The sequence below is a fragment of the Paraburkholderia sp. genome (genome assembly GCF_026225065.1).
GTDB lineage: Bacteria > Pseudomonadota > Gammaproteobacteria > Burkholderiales > Burkholderiaceae > Paraburkholderia.
Genome location: NZ_JAMFSB010000068.1, coordinates 1 through 15015, shown reverse-complemented (window position 1 = coordinate 15015; position 15015 = coordinate 1). Strand labels below are relative to the sequence as shown.

General features: G+C 61.3%; 14 protein-coding genes and 2 pseudogenes. 3 read left to right on the top strand and 13 right to left on the bottom strand.

All coding sequences use genetic code 11. The annotated features are described in order from the left end of the window. The 3 genes and pseudogenes from M0954_RS05310 to M0954_RS05300 form a co-directional block, all read left to right on the top strand. Positions 1-153: pseudogene (locus tag M0954_RS05310) on the top strand (RidA family protein); the annotation flags it as partial. Between the two features lie 183 nt (positions 154-336). Next, on the top strand, positions 337-1266 hold the full coding sequence (locus M0954_RS05305; protein ID WP_123386040.1) for an ABC transporter substrate-binding protein: 930 nt from the start codon (positions 337-339) through the stop codon (positions 1264-1266). Further along, positions 1266-2882, top strand: a complete 1617-nt coding sequence (locus M0954_RS05300) for an ABC transporter permease subunit (RefSeq protein WP_297352007.1) — start codon at positions 1266-1268, stop codon at positions 2880-2882. Before M0954_RS05305 ends, M0954_RS05300 begins: the two co-directional genes overlap by 1 nt. A 105-nt stretch (positions 2883-2987) precedes the next feature. On the opposite strand, the gene M0954_RS05295 is transcribed toward M0954_RS05300, so the two are convergent. The 13 genes and pseudogenes from M0954_RS05295 to M0954_RS30310 form a co-directional block, all read right to left on the bottom strand. After that, the gene (locus M0954_RS05295) at positions 2988-4514 is read right to left on the bottom strand and encodes an amidase (protein WP_123386042.1); all 1527 of its coding nucleotides are present in this window, start codon (positions 4512-4514) and stop codon (positions 2988-2990) included. A gap of 34 nt (positions 4515-4548) precedes the next feature. After that, positions 4549-5193, bottom strand: coding sequence for a GntR family transcriptional regulator (locus M0954_RS05290; RefSeq protein WP_297352005.1), 645 nt, complete (start codon positions 5191-5193; stop codon positions 4549-4551). A gap of 40 nt (positions 5194-5233) precedes the next feature. Continuing rightward, entirely contained in the window at positions 5234-6514 is a 1281-nt protein-coding gene (locus tag M0954_RS05285) for an amidase (RefSeq protein ID WP_297352003.1), read from the bottom strand. Beyond that, complete coding sequence (locus M0954_RS05280; protein WP_297352001.1) at positions 6511-7533, bottom strand: ABC transporter substrate-binding protein; 1023 nt, start codon at positions 7531-7533, stop codon at positions 6511-6513. The genes M0954_RS05285 and M0954_RS05280 overlap by 4 nt, the downstream gene beginning before the upstream one ends. Next, positions 7530-8348, bottom strand: coding sequence for an ABC transporter permease (locus M0954_RS05275; protein ID WP_122156450.1), 819 nt, complete (start codon positions 8346-8348; stop codon positions 7530-7532). Before M0954_RS05275 ends, M0954_RS05280 begins: the two co-directional genes overlap by 4 nt. After that, a complete protein-coding gene (locus M0954_RS05270) occupies positions 8345-9214 on the bottom strand; it encodes an ABC transporter ATP-binding protein (RefSeq protein ID WP_297351999.1) in 870 nt (289 codons plus the stop codon). The genes M0954_RS05275 and M0954_RS05270 overlap by 4 nt, the downstream gene beginning before the upstream one ends. A 113-nt stretch (positions 9215-9327) precedes the next feature. After that, positions 9328-10128, bottom strand: coding sequence for a carboxymuconolactone decarboxylase family protein (locus M0954_RS05265; protein ID WP_297351997.1), 801 nt, complete (start codon positions 10126-10128; stop codon positions 9328-9330). A 66-nt stretch (positions 10129-10194) separates the two neighbouring features. Further along, entirely contained in the window at positions 10195-10581 is a 387-nt protein-coding gene (locus M0954_RS05260) for a cupin domain-containing protein (RefSeq protein WP_074267991.1), read from the bottom strand. A gap of 16 nt (positions 10582-10597) precedes the next feature. Continuing rightward, entirely contained in the window at positions 10598-11503 is a 906-nt protein-coding gene (locus M0954_RS05255; RefSeq protein ID WP_297351995.1) for an NAD(P)-dependent oxidoreductase, read from the bottom strand. A gap of 32 nt (positions 11504-11535) precedes the next feature. Continuing rightward, on the bottom strand, positions 11536-12885 hold the full coding sequence (locus tag M0954_RS05250) for an MFS transporter (RefSeq protein ID WP_297351993.1): 1350 nt from the start codon (positions 12883-12885) through the stop codon (positions 11536-11538). 32 nt (positions 12886-12917) lie between these two features. After that, positions 12918-13313, bottom strand: a complete 396-nt coding sequence (locus M0954_RS05245) for a carboxymuconolactone decarboxylase family protein (RefSeq protein WP_122156456.1) — start codon at positions 13311-13313, stop codon at positions 12918-12920. A 149-nt stretch (positions 13314-13462) separates the two neighbouring features. Beyond that, positions 13463-14893: an aldehyde dehydrogenase family protein gene (locus M0954_RS05240; RefSeq protein WP_297351991.1), complete on the bottom strand. Its 1431-nt coding sequence runs from the start codon at positions 14891-14893 to the stop codon at positions 13463-13465. A 28-nt stretch (positions 14894-14921) separates the two neighbouring features. Further along, positions 14922-15015 (bottom strand): annotated as a pseudogene (locus M0954_RS30310) (NAD(P)-dependent oxidoreductase); the annotation flags it as partial.

Sequence of the window (15015 nt, the reverse complement as noted above, 5' to 3'; positions counted from 1 at the left end):
TATCTCACCGACGTGCGATATCGCGAGGCGGTCTACCGTGTGGTCGGGCGCTGGCTCAAGGGCGTGCATGCGGTATCGACGGGGCTGACCGTGGTAGCGCTCGCACGGCCGGAGTGGGTCGTCGAAGTGGATGTCATCGCGGTGAAGTCGTAAGAAGCCGCTTTCGCCTCACGGCCCCAAAACAACGTCTGACCGGCCCCGCTTCATCCCCGTGCAAGCATTTGTGCGTCCCCGGACAAGTGAGCCCAATTTCCTCCACCTACGCTTGCGTCAGTGCAATGCAACAAGGCGTGCATGGGGTGCGCCTTTGACATCTGCCGCTCAAGGAGTCTCGGGATGCACACCAATCTTGTCGATCATGGGCATGGCTTACGGCACGCTGGCGCCGCAAGCCGCCGCTGGCATGAACTGCTCCTCGGCGCCATCTGTTTGCTGGCGCTGCTGATATCGGGCCACGCCAAAGCGGCCGCCGCGGCCATGCCCGCCGAATGTAAGGCATTACAGGCGAAATATCCGCAATTCAAGGGCAAAAGCTTCGTCAACGCGATCAACCCGCACACACCGGGCTATGAAGCGCTGGACCCGAACGACCCAAGCAAATACGTCGGCTTCGATATCGACCTCGGCGAAACCATCGGCGATTGTCTCGGCTTCACGATGACGTACAGGCCGGTTACGTTCGCCGCGCTGTTGACGACGCTGCAAAGCGGTCAAGCCGATATCGTGATTTCGGATATCTACGCAACTGAAGAACGTGCCAAGGCTGCGGACTTCATCACCTATTCGAAGGTATTCGACGGCGTGCTGGTCGCCAAGGGCAATCCGAAGAAAATTACCGGCATCAACCCGACGATGTGCGACACCACAGCCGCCGAAAACACCGGCTACGTCGAAGTGCCGCTGATCCAGAACCTCGCGCCGGCCTGCAAGTCAGCCAGCAAGCAGGAAGCGGCGGTGCAACTGTACGACAACAACGCGAACTGTATTCAGGCGATCCTCTCGGGCCGCGCCGATACGTACGTCAACGATGTGAACACGGTGGATCAGGCGGTGAAGGCTTACCCGGACCAGCTCGAAAAGGCGACCGCGGTGACGCTGCCGTATTCGGTCGGTATCGGCGTACCGAAGGACAAGCCGGAATTCCGCGCAGCGGTGATGGCGGCGCTGGTCGCGATCCAGAAGGCCGGCATCCAGACCGACCTGTTGAAGAAGTGGTCGCTCGGCGCTGAAAACCTCGAAACGCCCAAGCTGATCGTCTCGAACTGATGAACCTGTTCCTGCACTATCTCGCGATGCCGTACCTGCTCAAAGGCATCGGTTTCACGATCGCAGTCACACTCCTGGGACTCGCCGGAGGGCTCGTCGTGGGGCTGGTGCTCGCCAGCATGCAACTGAGCAGAGTCGGGCCGCTCGCGCTCTTTGCGCGCGGTTACACGGTGATCTTTCGCGGCACACCGCTGATCCTGCAACTGGTGTTCGCGTACGATGCGCTGCCGCATATCGGGCTGAAACTGAGCGCGATCAGCGCAGCGGGTCTCGCGCTGGCAGCCAACGAAGGGCCGTTCATCGCCGAGATCTTGCGGGCCGGTGTGCTGGGCGTCGACCGAGGGCAACTGCTCGCCGGCCAGGCGCTCGGCATGACGCCCACCGTGCTGATGCGCCGCATCATCGCGCCGCAGGCGATCCGCATGATCGTGCCGGCGCTTGGCAACGAATCGGTCAGCGCGTTGAAGAACTCGTCGCTCGCCTCGGTGATCGCGGTCGACGAGCTGACGTTGCGCAGCACACAGCTCGCCTCGTCGACGTTCGACTTCTTTTCGATCTTCTTCGCCTCCGGGTTGATGTACCTGTTGCTGACCGGTGCGATCGCGGCGATCCAGTTGATCGCCGAGGCTGCGCTAGATCTTGACCGTCCCGCTTCGGAACGCTTCGCGCGCCTGCTGCCGTGGCGCCGCGCGAGCGTCGCGGTAAGCACGCCCCGCGCAAGCGTGGCGTCACCGTCCGATGCATTGTTCGAACGCGAGCCACTCCCCGCGCTTCGCAAGCACGACAAACCACAGGACCGCTCAAGACGCTACGCAGAACTCGCAAAGCAACGCGCGGCAGTCCAGGTTACCGGACTGTGCAAACGCTACGGCGGGCAAACCGTACTGGAAGGATTCGACCTGACCGTGCGCGCCGGCGAGGTCGTCGCGCTGCTCGGCCCGAGCGGCTCCGGCAAAAGCACGCTGCTGCGCTGTATCAATCATCTCGAACAATGGAACGGCGGCGAAATCCGCATTGATGGACAACGGCTCGGCTTTCGCGTCGACGGCCGGCCGATGACCCAGCACGAGATCGCCAACGAGCGTGCGAGCGCCGGCGTCGGCATGGTGTTCCAGCATTTCAACCTGTTCAGCCATCTGACCGCCTGCGAGAACATCGCGGGGCCGCTGCGCTGGGTCCACGGCATGGCGCCGGCCGATGCCGAACGCCGTGCGCGCGAGCTGCTCGAAAGCGTGGGCCTCTCGCATCGCGCCGATGCATTGCCCCGTCATCTGTCCGGTGGCCAGCAGCAGCGTGTCGCGATTGCCCGTGCGCTCGCGCCGAGACCGCGCGTGCTGCTGCTCGACGAACCGACTTCAGCGCTCGACCCTGAGCTCGTTGGCGAAGTGCTCGAGGTGATCCAGCGGCTCGCCATCGAAGGCGGCCTGACGATGCTCATTTCGACGCACCAGTTGCGCTTCGCCGATGAGGTAGCCGACCGCGTCGTGTTCATGAGCGGCGGCGCAGTGGTTGAGGAAGGTCCTGCGCACGAGATCCTCACGCACCCACGCCATCCGCTGACCATGCGCTTTCTGAGTGTCATGGGCGCCGACAGCCGGCTTCCAGTCGCATCGTGATTGCATTGTGACCGCAGCCGTCATTCCGCTCTTCCAGGCCGCGCTCAGTGCACGCGTTTTCGCATTGCCCGCGCCCTGCCGTCGGTGTGAGAACCGCGTGCAGGTTCAACGCCCCGCCTGACCGTCCATCGGTCCCCCCTGTGCCAACGCCTCATCGGGCGCATCCGTGACGATCGATTTCAGCGCCGCCTGGCTCGCCGCGAGTTTGACGAAGTCGGGCGTCGGGCGCCGCAACGAGTCATCAAGGCTGAACGCACTTTCCAGTGCCTGAGCAATATCCAGCACGCGACGATCCCCCCGGAAGGGTCCCACCAGTTGCAGCCCAAACGGCATGCCCGCATGGTCCGTTCCGGCCGGCAACGACAGCGCGGGATGCGTCAGCAAACTCACCACATAGGTCAGTCCCAGCCAGCGATAGTAATTCTCGAGCGGGCGTCCATCCATCTCCGTGAGCGCGACCTGTTGCCAGGGAAACGGCGAGACAGGACAGGTCGGCGAAACGATCAGGTCGTACGTGTCGAACACTGCCTGGAAGCGGCGAAATATACGGGTCTGCTCTGCGTGTGCCCACACGGCATCACCGAGCGACATGGCCAGCCCCATCTCGTAGTTGGTCCGCGTATTTGCTCCCAGCAGATTGGGGTCGCGCTCGTAGATGTCCTTGAAGCCCGCGATGAAATTCTGCGCGCGGATCACATCGAAACAGCGGTTGACCTCGCCAAGCTCAAAACTCACTGGCTCGCAGACACCGACATAGCCCGACAGCGCCGCCATCTTCGTGCGGAACGTCTGCCGCGTAGCCTGCGATACCTCGCATACTCCGAAGTCTTCGGTAAAGCCAATCCGCAACGCGTTCAGATCGACATCCCGCGCCCGCAGAATGGTCCGGAAATCGCACTCGACGCCAAGCGGCTCACCGCCGTGCAGCCCTACCGTCGCCGCCATTTGCAGGCGCATATCGGCCACTGTGCGCCCCATCGGACCCGATACGGTCAACGGCGACCAGCCAAGCAGGCGGGTATCGCCAGGCACGAGCCCAGGTGACGGACGAAACCCCGCGACGCCGCAATACGCAGCGGGAATGCGCAGTGAGCCACCCGTGTCGGATCCGGTGCATAGGGGCAACATGTCCGTAGCCAGCGCGACAGCGGAGCCACCCGACGAGCCGCCGGCGTTCAGCGCGGGATCGAAAGGGTTACCGGTGGCGCCCCACACCGCGTTGCGTGTATTGGCGCCCGCGCCCATTTCCGGCGTGTTGGTCTTCGCGGTCAGGATTGCGCCCGCTGCGCGCAAACGCGCGACCATCGCGTTGTCGCGTACGGGCACATTGCTGCGAAACACCGGCGAGCCGTAAGTGGTTAGCAGGCCGCCCGTTTCTTCCAGATCCTTTACGCCCAGCGGCAGCCCATGCAGCAAGCCCAGTTTTTCGCCGCGCATCACCGCCTGCTCCGCAGCGCGTGCTTCGATGCGCGCGTGTGCGAAACGCGTCGCCGCGAGCGCATTGACGCTGGGATTGACGGCTTGCATCTGCGCGATGCAAGCGTCCAGCAGTTCGACCGGCGAGAGCTGGCGGCTGGCGATCAGGCGCCGGGCGTCTACCGCCGACAACGTGTTCAATGCAACGGAATTCATATACGGGCTTTCCCGGCTGATGATTGAGGGACGATCAGCCCGATTTTCTCTGAAGCCGGCTCTCCGTGTCGAGCCATTGGTTCACGTACTCAACCACCGCGTCGCGAGTATTTTCCAGGTGGCTGCGGGTTTGCGCATACACCGCATCGACGTCAGCCGCCTCGTAGGCTGCGAGAAGTCCCGCGTGCTCGCGGTTGTTCGACGCCATGATGTCCTCATTCACATGCATCGAAAGACTCACGTAGGGACGGGCCGCGAGCGAAAGCGATTCACACATGTCGAAGAGGCGCGTGTCCATCTGGCTCTTCACCAGATGCACGTGGAAGTCTTCGTTCAGCAGCGACCACTGTTCCGGCGAAGTGGTCGCTTCCATCGCGTCATGCGTGCCTTGCGCCTCTTCCAGATCGGTTGTGGCAATCTGCACGCAGGCGCGTTGCGCCAGCATCGGTTCGAGCATCATGCGCAATTCATAGATGCCGGTCACATCCGCGAGCGTCAGGCCTCGTGTGACGACACCCTTGTTCGCGTCGATCGAAACGAGACCTTCGGCGCGCAAATCGCGAAACGCCTCACGTACCGGCGTCGTGCTGACGCCGAGACGCTTCGCCACTTCCTCCTGACGCAGATGCGTATTGGCCGGATACAGCCCTTGCAGGATTTCCGCTCTAAGCGTACTCAATACATATTGTTGAGCTGTCCGATAGAATCTGGCCAATGCGCTACCCCAAAACGGTTTCGATCCACGCCGCGGCTTGCAGGGTCGGCAGATCGTCACCCTGTCTGCCCAGCACCTGAAAGCCCAGCGGCATGCCGTCCGGTGTTTTCCCCGCAGGCACCGTCACCGCCGGCACACCGAGAAAACTCCATGGCGCGCAGAACGTCGCGTCGCCCGTATCGGCGAGGCCCTCGGGCGCCCCTCCCGTTGCCGGCACCGTCACCAGCGCGTCGCAGCCGTCGATGAAACCAGCGAACTCGCTGCGCAGCCGCGCCTGCAACGCCAACGCGGCCTCGTACTTTTCTGGCGGCACCGCCGCGCCTGCGCCTGTCAGCGCCAGCATATGCGTACTAACCAGGTCCGGGTGGTCCGCTGCTAACGATCCGATCGCGCGAGCGGCTTCCACCTGGAGGATAGTCTGCAACGCATCGAGCATCGACGGCATCGCGTCGAATGGATCGAGTTCGACCAACGTCGCGCCCGCAGCCTGTAGGCGCGCGAGCGTGGCATCGAAGTTAGCCTTCTGTTCCGGCGTCACACGGTCCCAGAACGGCGTACGAACGACGCCGAGCTTACGCGGAGGTTTCACCGTAAAGTAGGTATGCCAGGCATCGAGACTCTCGAGCGCCTCGGGTTTCGCGTCGACGAACAGCGCGTGACAGAGAGCAGCGCCTTCTACAGTCCGGGCAAAAAAGCCCACGTGGTCGAGCGATGGCGCCAACGGATGCACGCCCGTCTTCGGCACATTGCCGTGACTCGGCTTATAGCCAACCACACCGCAAAACGCCGCAGGCCGGATCACCGAGCCGACGGTCTGCGTGCCGATCGCTAGTGGCACGATGCCTGCACCGACCGCGGCCGCCGAACCGCTCGACGACCCTCCTGGCGTATGAAGCCGGTTCCAGGGATTGACCGTCGGGCCCGGCTCGCGCCACGCAAATTCGGTGGTGACCGTCTTGCCGAACACAATGCCGCCAAAGTGCCGGATGCGTTCGACGATCCACGCGTCCTCGGCAGGCTGGAAGCCTTGATAGATAGGCGAGCCGTAGGTCGTCGGCATGTCGTGTGTCGTCATCAGATCCTTCACGCCGATCGGCAAACCAGCCAGTGGTTTGGTCACTGCGTCCACGGTCTCGTAGCTATCGGGCCGGTAAACGAAGGCCTTCAGCCACGGCTCGCACTCTTGCGCACGTTGCTGCGCGGCTTCGAGCCGCGCGCGACAACGCTCCGGATTACCGCGACTCGCAATCAGTTCAGCGATAAATGCGCCACTCTGCTCGCTCATTTCGCACTGGCCTTGGCAAAGGAATCGTCTACCGCGCTGTCGTACGTCACACTGCCAGGCTTGATATTGCCGATGTATTCCTGCAAGTCCAGCGCATTGCGGAACGCCTGCTGCGAGATGTCGGGGTTCGTCGCATAGATTTTCTGGCTGATCAGACGGTCCACTGCAGTCTCCACGATCTTCTTGTCGAGCGTCGGAAATTCCGCCACGGCCACGGCCTTGGCCGTTTCGGGCGATTGCTGGATCAACGCTTCCGCCTGCGCGACTGATTTCACAAAGGCCGCCACCATCGCCGGCTTCGACTTGATTGTGGCCGCAAGCGTGTCCATTGTCGAGAAAGCGTAGCCACCAGGATAAGCCTTCGGAAACGCATAGAGAATCTTGTAACCCGACGCGATCCCCTGATCTACCTGCGGCTCATAGATCGCCGCGGCCTCCGCGCGTCCTGCCGAGACGGGCGCAAGCTCGGTGCCGATCTGCACCGTATTCAGATTGACGCCAGCGACTTTCTCTTCCTTGATCAAACGCTGCAGCAGATACGTGCTGGTCGACGGCGGCAATGCGGTCGACACCGTTTTGCCCGCGAGGTCCGCCGGATTCTTCAGCGCCGAGTCGGGTGGCGTCAGGATCCACACCGGCACGCCCGCCACGACATTCGCCACGTTGACGAGTGTCGCGCCTTTGAGGTTGGCCAGTACCGCGGTCATCGGATCTTGCAGCGAGAAGTCGGCATGCCCGCCGATCACCGCCGCAACGCCTTGCGCGCCGCTACCGGCCGTAACCTTCTGCACGTCGAGACCGTTCTGCGCGAACAGGCCTTTGTCTATCGCGACATAAAGCGGCAGATACTGAATCGATTGAAATGCCTGGTAGACCACAACTTTTTCCGGCGCAGCCACTGCGGGCTGACTCGCCGCCACCGCAAACACTGCACCGGCCGCGGCGCCAAGCGTGAACCGGTTAAGCGCCGACATGCCGAACGACGACGGTTTTCGCTGCGAGACAAAAGACTGCTTCATCGTTTCGTTTTCCATGAAATGATGCGGTTTTCCGCGAGTTGAACGATCCAGGAGAGCAGCGTCGCCATCAACGTCAGGATGATGATGCCGAGCCAGACTGTATTGAGGTCGAAGAGCGAGCCTGCCACGAATACGGCATGACCGAGACCTGCTTGTGACGCAATATATTCGCCTACGACAGCGCCGATCAACGCAAAGCCGATGTTCACGCGCAGCGTCGAAAAGATCCACGGTAGCGCGCCCGGCACAATCAGTTTGCGAAAGATCATCCCCGGCTTCGCCTTGAAAGAGCGAAACAGGTTCAACAGGTCCTGATCGACCTCGCGCGCGGCGGCGCAGGAGGAAATCATCGCCACCGCGAAAGTGGAGATACCGGCCAGCCAGACTTTCGAGGTCATGTCCGAGCCGAACCAGATGACAATCAGCGGGCCGAGCGCAATCTTGGGAATACTGTTGAGGATGACCGCAAAGCCTTCCGTGACCCCGGCTACACGCGGCACGAACCAAAGCAGCAAACCAAGTCCGATCCCCAGACCGCTGCCGATCACGAGTCCCAGCACGGTCTCGTATAACGTCGTCAACGTGTCCGTGATGAGGGTGCCCTGCGCGAGTCCGATTGCCGCGGCCTTGTAGATACCGAGTGGCGAGCCGAACAACTGACCGTTGATCCATGCGCGTTGCGCGGCCACCTGCCAGAACACAACAAGTGCCACCATGATCAGGGTGACGACGCCACCGGTCGCTCCCAGGCCTTTCAGACGCCGTACACGCATACGCCGTCCCGCCGCTTGTGCCGACATGACAGCATCACTCATGTCGACGCTCCTGCGTGATGGATCGTGTTGCTGCGCAGACCGCCCCAGATGCGCTTGTGCAAGGTGCGAAATTCCGGTGCCTCGCGGGCCGATACCGCCGTGCGCGGCCCCTGCGTAGAGAGTTTGACGTCGACAGAGTCTTCGATGCGCGCGGGCCTGCCACCCAGCAGAATCACCCGGTCGCTCATCGCGATCGCTTCCTCGATGTCGTGGGTGACGAGCACCACGCTGGTTCCGCTGCTTTGACGCAATGCCATGACGTCGTCCTCGAGTGCGAGGCGCGTTTCGTAGTCGAGGGCCGAGAACGGCTCGTCGAGCAGCACGAGGGTGGGGTCGACCAGCAGCGTGCGGGTTAGCGCAACCCGTTGCCGCATGCCGCCCGACAACGCCTGTGGATAGGCGTCGACCACTGAGGTCAGTCCGTAACGCGCGAGCATCTCACGCGCGCGGGCGATATCGTGACGCGTCACCTTCCTGTAAAGCTCGATGCCCAGCAGAGCGTTTTGCAGGACCGTGCGCCACGGCATCAGCAGATCTTTTTGCAGCATATAGGCGATGCGGCCCGCACCGCCGTCCGCGCGGCGGCCCACTTCAATACGGCCGCCCTGCGGACTAAGCAGCCCTGAAACCAGATTGAACAACGTGCTTTTGCCGGCGCCGCTGCGACCGACGATCGACACGATCTCCCCTGCCCCAACGCTGAAATTCAGCCCGGAGAAGAGCGCGGTTCGCACGCCGTCGTCGGTTTCGAATCCATGGTTGAGACCCGCGACCGTAAGGCGGGGATCCGGCCGCACGTGGGGAGAAGAAGCCGCCTTTGCGGACTCCGACGATATCGTCGAATCCGGTGTGTTCGGTGTGTTCATTGGCAAGCCCGAGATCCGTTGTGCACAATGCACAATGAGCGAAAAAAATTCGAATCACAACTCGCCATAAAAAAATCTAGAGATTTACACCGATGCGTACCGAAGGGGTTTTGTCAGGTTGGCGAGGCAGTTTCTTTCGATTTCTGTAATGCCGCCTCAAGCAACGGCGCACCAAGTTCCGCGCCGTGAATGCCCGTCGTGCTGACAATCTCCAGCAGTTCCATGATTTCCTCGGCCGTTGCTCCGTAGTGAAGCGCATTACGCATATGGAGCTTTAGTCCTGGGACATATAGATGCGTAGACGAAGCGTCGAACGCGCAGTAGATCAGTTCCTTGACCTTCGGACTCAGCACCCCGGTTTTCCACGGCACCGACGAAAACTCGACGTAAGCTTCGAACAGATCGGGATCGAGTTCAAGCAACCCCTCCCATGTGGGATGCCAGTAGCCGCGGTTCTTTTCGAAAGCCGCCTTCAATGCGAGCCGTCGATCATCGAGCGGTACGGGGCCCGCACGCAGGCCCTCTTCCTCCAGTACTTCAAGCAGCACCGGCACGCCTACGTTGCTTGTATGAATGCCGATCGTACACACCAGCTCAAGCACTTCCATCAGTTCATCGCGCGTCGCGCCGGACGACAACGCGCGCTGCAGATGACGCGCGACGCCTGGCGCATACAGTTGCGTCGCACAGGCATCCGCGGCAAGCGCGATGAACGCCCGAACCTTGTCGCCAAGATGGTTTTTTTGCTGCGGCACACGCGAAAACTGCAAATAAGCGGCCACGAAGCCCGCATCGAGACGCAACATGCTCTCCCACTCCGGAGACCACGCACCATGCACGCGGATAAATTCGTCCTTGATGTGCTGGACGTCGTGTTCGTCGGATGATGGCTTGCCTGACCCGCTTGAACTCATCGCATCGTTCCTGTCGAAAGCAGAGATGGCCACGTGCGCGCCATCGCAGTGGTGCCGGGACCAGCGTCACACTCCTGCCGGATAGTCCTTCTCCGCGACTTCTTCCTGCCACGTCGCCTTGCCGAGCGACGTCGCGATGTGCACCATATAGCTGCTGTCGCTCGCACCATGCCAATGGCGCTCGTTCGGCCCAATGAAGACGATATCGCCTTGACGAATCGGCTGCGGCGCTTCGCCATCCTTGCATATCCAGCCCTTGCCGGCCGTAACCGTCAACACCTGACCGTACTCGTGCGTATGCCAGTAGGTTCTGCCCCGTGGGGCGAACAGCACCGTGTTAATCGTGACGCCGTCAGTGGCCGGCATCACCGGATCAGCCCACACCTCGCCCGAAAACGTCTCGCCACGAAGCTCCGACTTCGCGCCGTCCGTCCTGCCGTGAAATACCTTCATGCCTGCCTCTCCTTTTTCAGTTGTACTTGTCAGCGTCGTGCAACCGCACGCCACCCGACACGTCGCCGATCGCATCGACGACCCGATTGCTGATCACATCGCCATAGCCCAATGCCGTGCCAAGGCCGAAGCTCGCCAGCGGCCCTGCGGAATTCAGCGACGTCACGCCCAATTCGCGCACCCGGTCCACATAGAGCACCACATCTTTCGTCATCAGCTTGCCAGTGAGACCGCCCTCAAGATAATCGCCATCGACGATTTTCGGAAAGCGGTTCAACGTCGCAAAGTTGACGCCGCTACTGCTGTTCAGCACATCGAGCAGCAGATGCAAATCGAGGCCAGCCTTTTTACCGGCCACCATCACTTCAGCACTTGCAGCAAGGCTCACCGCGTTCAGAAAGTTATTCAGCAGTTTGGTCGTGTGACCTGTTCCGCTCGTGCCCATGTAGGCGACCTTCGCGCTGATCGGCTTGAATGCCCACTTAAGCTTGTCGACCGCGCCAGCGTCGCCGCCTACCATCAACGTTAGCGTGCCCTTTTCCGCGGCCGCCGCTCCGCCCGAGATACCGGCGTCAACATAATGAACGCCACGTTCTGCGAAGCGTTGCGCCAGCCGGATAGTCGAACTGGCCGCAGCCGTGCTCAGATCGACCACGATCTGCCCTGAACGGCAATGCGCAAGCACACCGTCCTCGCCTTCGACCACCGCCTCCACGACCATGCTGTCCGGCAGCGACATCATCACGACATCCGCGAACGCGACGACATCGCGCAACGTCCCCGCCGGCTCTGCGCCAGCCGCCACAATACGGTCCGTAACGGTATCGAAGCCGAGTACAGCGATACCTGCATCGACGAGCCGTCTCGTCATCCGGCCGCCCATATTGCCTAGACCGATAAAGCCGATCCGATTCTCATTCATGAATCGCGTCCCTCTTAAAGAAAGCAGTTGCTTTAGAAATCGACGTCTTTCGTTTCCGGGCCTATCAACGCGCCGACCATTCCTATCAGGCCGCCGAGGCACAGCAATGCGACTGCTGTCATACGCAGCGGCATGAATGCGCTGAGCCAGTTCATATAGAACGCGTAAAACGACGGAATGATCACGGAAAGACTAAAGCCGACACCGAAACCCGTTGCGCGCACATCGGTCACGAAGCGCTCGTTGATGTACGTCACAATGACGCCCCATGGCGATGTCACGAGCACGGCGAGCACACAGACGAGCAAAATAATTGCTGTCAGCGACAAACCGTCGACATTGGCGAGCACGTACAGCAGCGCAGCGCCAACCGTTGCGATCAACGGGCCGACAATCACAAAGAAGCGGCGGCGGCCGATCCGTTGCGCGATCAGCCCCGAGCCGATATAGCTGAAAAACAGCACGAAATAGGTGATCATCAGCGTCGACGCCATCTGGAAGCCCGACAGGTGCAGCGTTTTCACGAGCAGCCCGGTGGGCAGAAAGATCGTCACGATGTTCTGCGTGAGCCAGAAGCCGGTCATCATCACCAGCACCTGCAACAGGTTGCGTCCGCTCTTGCCGCGAATCAGATCGGTAAGAGGCAGTTTTTCGGCTTGCGCCGCTTTGTCAGCCGTTTCGCTTTGCCAGATCTCCGACTCCGCCACCTTGCGCACGTAGTAAGTCGCGAGGACACCAGCCAGCGCCGCGCCCAGCACGAAAGGCACACGCCAGCCCCACTGCGCATACGGCGAATTCATGCCGTTGAGCGGAAAGAGCGTAAACATCAACATCGCGACGAGGTTGATCGTCACATAGGCTGCGGGAAAGCCCGCGATGATGAAACCGCCGACGAAGCCGCGCTGTTCTTTCTTCGAGTATTCGATCGCGAGCGGCATGGCGCCGGTGTAACCGCCGCCCAGAAAAATGCCGTCGACAAAGCGCAGCAACACCAGCAGCCAGTACGATGCGAGACCGATACTCTGATAACCGGGCAGTAGCGCGATCAGCAGCGTGACCACCCCAAAGCCCGTCACTGACCAGATGGACGCCTTACGTCGGCCGATCCGGTCCGCGATCATGCCGAACAGCAATGCGCCGACCGGTCTACCGAGCAGCGTCGTGATGAAAACCAGAGACGCCAGAATCGTCTCCGTCCCGGTCGAGAGATGCGGCGGTTGAAAAAACCCGAGCACCGGCGAGAGTACGACGACCGGAAGGTAGATATCGAACATGTCGATAAACTCGGAAAAGAACGCGCCCTTGATCGCATTGCGCCTTTTCGTTTCTATCGACCGCTCGCCTTCCGACTGGACTACGTCGTTGGCAGTTATGGTTTTCATCGTTGTCTCCTGGATGTTGGTCTGCCACGTAATCAGGCAGTCGAGTTCTCCGCCTCGTAGGCCTTGATTGCCTCGCTCGCGACGCGGAATGCCGCCAGTGCAAGCGGCGCGCCGCAATAAACGGCCGCCTGCATCAACGCCGCGCGAATCTCGTCACGCGTCACACCGTTGCGTAATGCGCCCTTCACGTGCACCCCCAGCTCGTGGTGCTGACTCATCGCCGTCAGCATGCCGAGGTTCAACAAGCTGCGCGTCTTGAACGACAACGTCGTATCACCCCAGATGTCGCCCCAGCAACATTCGGTGACGAACTTCTGCATCGGACGATTGAAGTCATCCGCGTTGGCCCACGACTTCTCTACGTGCTCTGCGCCAAGTACCTCTTTGCGGTTCTCAAAGCCTTTGTCGAAGCGTTCGCTGTTGTCCATGGTGAAATCCTCTCTGGTTCATTGTGGTTTTCAGATTCAAACCGTCCTGCTGCCGGACACACTGATTGTCCGACAATTCGAAAGCGCAAATTTTTTTGCCCAGCTAGGTCTAACCGGATCGGGCATACCCGGCTCTGAAGCGGCTTGCGTCAGACCGGACCATATCCGACCATCGACTTCGTCTCCAGATATTCACGCAGGCCGGCTTCGCCCCACTCACGGCCATTGCCCGAGCGCTTGTAGCCACCAAACGGCGCGCCGAAATCAGCTACGGGATAGTTCAGGTGTACACCGCCAGCGCGCAAGGCGCGGCCTACTTTCCTTGCCCGCTCGAGGTTGCCCGACTGCACGTACGCGGCGAGGCCATAGTCGGTATCGTTGGCAATATGGATTGCGTCCTCTTCCGAGTCGTACGCGATGATGGACAGCACAGGTCCGAATATCTCCTCGCGCGCAATCGTCATAAGTGGCTTTACGTCGGCGAAAACGGTAGGCCGCACGTAGTAGCCATGCTCAATGCCCGCAGGCAAACCCGTGCCGCCTGTCACAAGCCGCGCTCCCTCGTCGATGCCTTTCTGGATCAGCGTCTGCACGCGGTTGAACTGGTTGCGGTTGACGAGCGGTCCGAGCTGCGTCGCCGGGTCATCGGTTGGGCCCATACGGTAAGCCTCTGCAGCACGCTTTGCGATTTGCGCGGTATCGTTCATCAGATGACGCGGCACGAGCATGCGGGTAGGAATCGAGCACGACTGACCGGAGTTCGTAAAGCACGCTGCGAGGCCACGCGCCACCGCCTCGTCGAGGTCGACGTCGTCGAGCAGGATGTTTGCCGACTTGCCGCCAAGCTCCTGTGCGACGCGTTTAACCGTGGGCGCTGCCGCCTGTGCAACCAGCACACCCGCACGCGTCGAACCGGTGAACGACACCATGTCGATGTCCGGATGCGACGCGATTGCCGTGCCAACGCCGGGCCCATCGCCGTTGACCAGGTTGAACACACCAGCAGGCACCTGCGCTTCGTCAAGCACCTCGGCGAACAGCAATGCGCTCAATGGCGAATACTCGCTGGGTTTGAGCACCATCGTGCAACCCGCCGCGAGCGCCGGGGCGATCTTCACCACAATCTGGTTGATCGGCCAGTTCCATGGCGTAATCAGCCCACACACGCCGATTGGCTCCAGCACGACGCGTGTGCTACCGCGCTGCTCTTCAAAGTCAAAGCGCTCGAGCACGTCGATCAACGCATTGAGATGCGCCGGCCCGCGCGCCGCCTGGCCGCTGCGAGCGAAGGTGATCGGCGCACCCATTTCACGGCGAATCAGTTCCGCGAATTCGTCATGGCGGCGCTCGTAGACTTTCAGCACGCGTTTGAGCAGGTCGACGCGTTCGCGGACATCGCTAGCAGACCACGCCGGAAACGAACGACGTGCGGCGGCCACAGCCCGATCCACGTCTCGTGCGTTGCCAAGCGCAATCTGCCCAATGGTTGCTTCGGTGGCCGGATCGACCACGTCGAAGCGGATCCCGGACAAAGGCTCGACCCATTGTCCGTCGATAAAGAACTGCGTTGTGTGTGACATGATGGACTCCGAATCTGTTGGGTTCAGTTCAGGATGCACCGCGCGACAATAGCCGGTAGAGTTCCGTGTGATCGGTGGACGGTGTCGAACGCTGCGCCGCCTCGTCCCATACCGCCGCGCAC

Excerpts from the sequence above, each read along its gene's own strand:
- M0954_RS05305 (WP_123386040.1), top strand. The coding sequence starts at position 337 with ATGCACACCAATCTTGTCGATCATGGGCATGGCTTACGGCACGCTGGC.
- M0954_RS05300 (WP_297352007.1), top strand. The coding sequence starts at position 1,266 with ATGAACCTGTTCCTGCACTATCTCGCGATGCCGTACCTGCTCAAAGGC.
- M0954_RS05295 (WP_123386042.1), bottom strand. The coding sequence starts at position 4,514 with ATGAATTCCGTTGCATTGAACACGTTGTCGGCGGTAGACGCCCGGCGC.
- M0954_RS05285 (WP_297352003.1), bottom strand. The coding sequence starts at position 6,514 with ATGAGCGAGCAGAGTGGCGCATTTATCGCTGAACTGATTGCGAGTCGC.
- M0954_RS05280 (WP_297352001.1), bottom strand. The coding sequence starts at position 7,533 with ATGAAGCAGTCTTTTGTCTCGCAGCGAAAACCGTCGTCGTTCGGCATG.
- M0954_RS05275 (WP_122156450.1), bottom strand. The coding sequence starts at position 8,348 with ATGAGTGATGCTGTCATGTCGGCACAAGCGGCGGGACGGCGTATGCGT.
- M0954_RS05270 (WP_297351999.1), bottom strand. The coding sequence starts at position 9,214 with ATGAACACACCGAACACACCGGATTCGACGATATCGTCGGAGTCCGCA.
- M0954_RS05265 (WP_297351997.1), bottom strand. The coding sequence starts at position 10,128 with ATGAGTTCAAGCGGGTCAGGCAAGCCATCATCCGACGAACACGACGTC.
- M0954_RS05260 (WP_074267991.1), bottom strand. The coding sequence starts at position 10,581 with ATGAAGGTATTTCACGGCAGGACGGACGGCGCGAAGTCGGAGCTTCGT.
- M0954_RS05255 (WP_297351995.1), bottom strand. The coding sequence starts at position 11,503 with ATGAATGAGAATCGGATCGGCTTTATCGGTCTAGGCAATATGGGCGGC.
- M0954_RS05250 (WP_297351993.1), bottom strand. The coding sequence starts at position 12,885 with ATGAAAACCATAACTGCCAACGACGTAGTCCAGTCGGAAGGCGAGCGG.
- M0954_RS05245 (WP_122156456.1), bottom strand. The coding sequence starts at position 13,313 with ATGGACAACAGCGAACGCTTCGACAAAGGCTTTGAGAACCGCAAAGAG.
- M0954_RS05240 (WP_297351991.1), bottom strand. The coding sequence starts at position 14,893 with ATGTCACACACAACGCAGTTCTTTATCGACGGACAATGGGTCGAGCCT.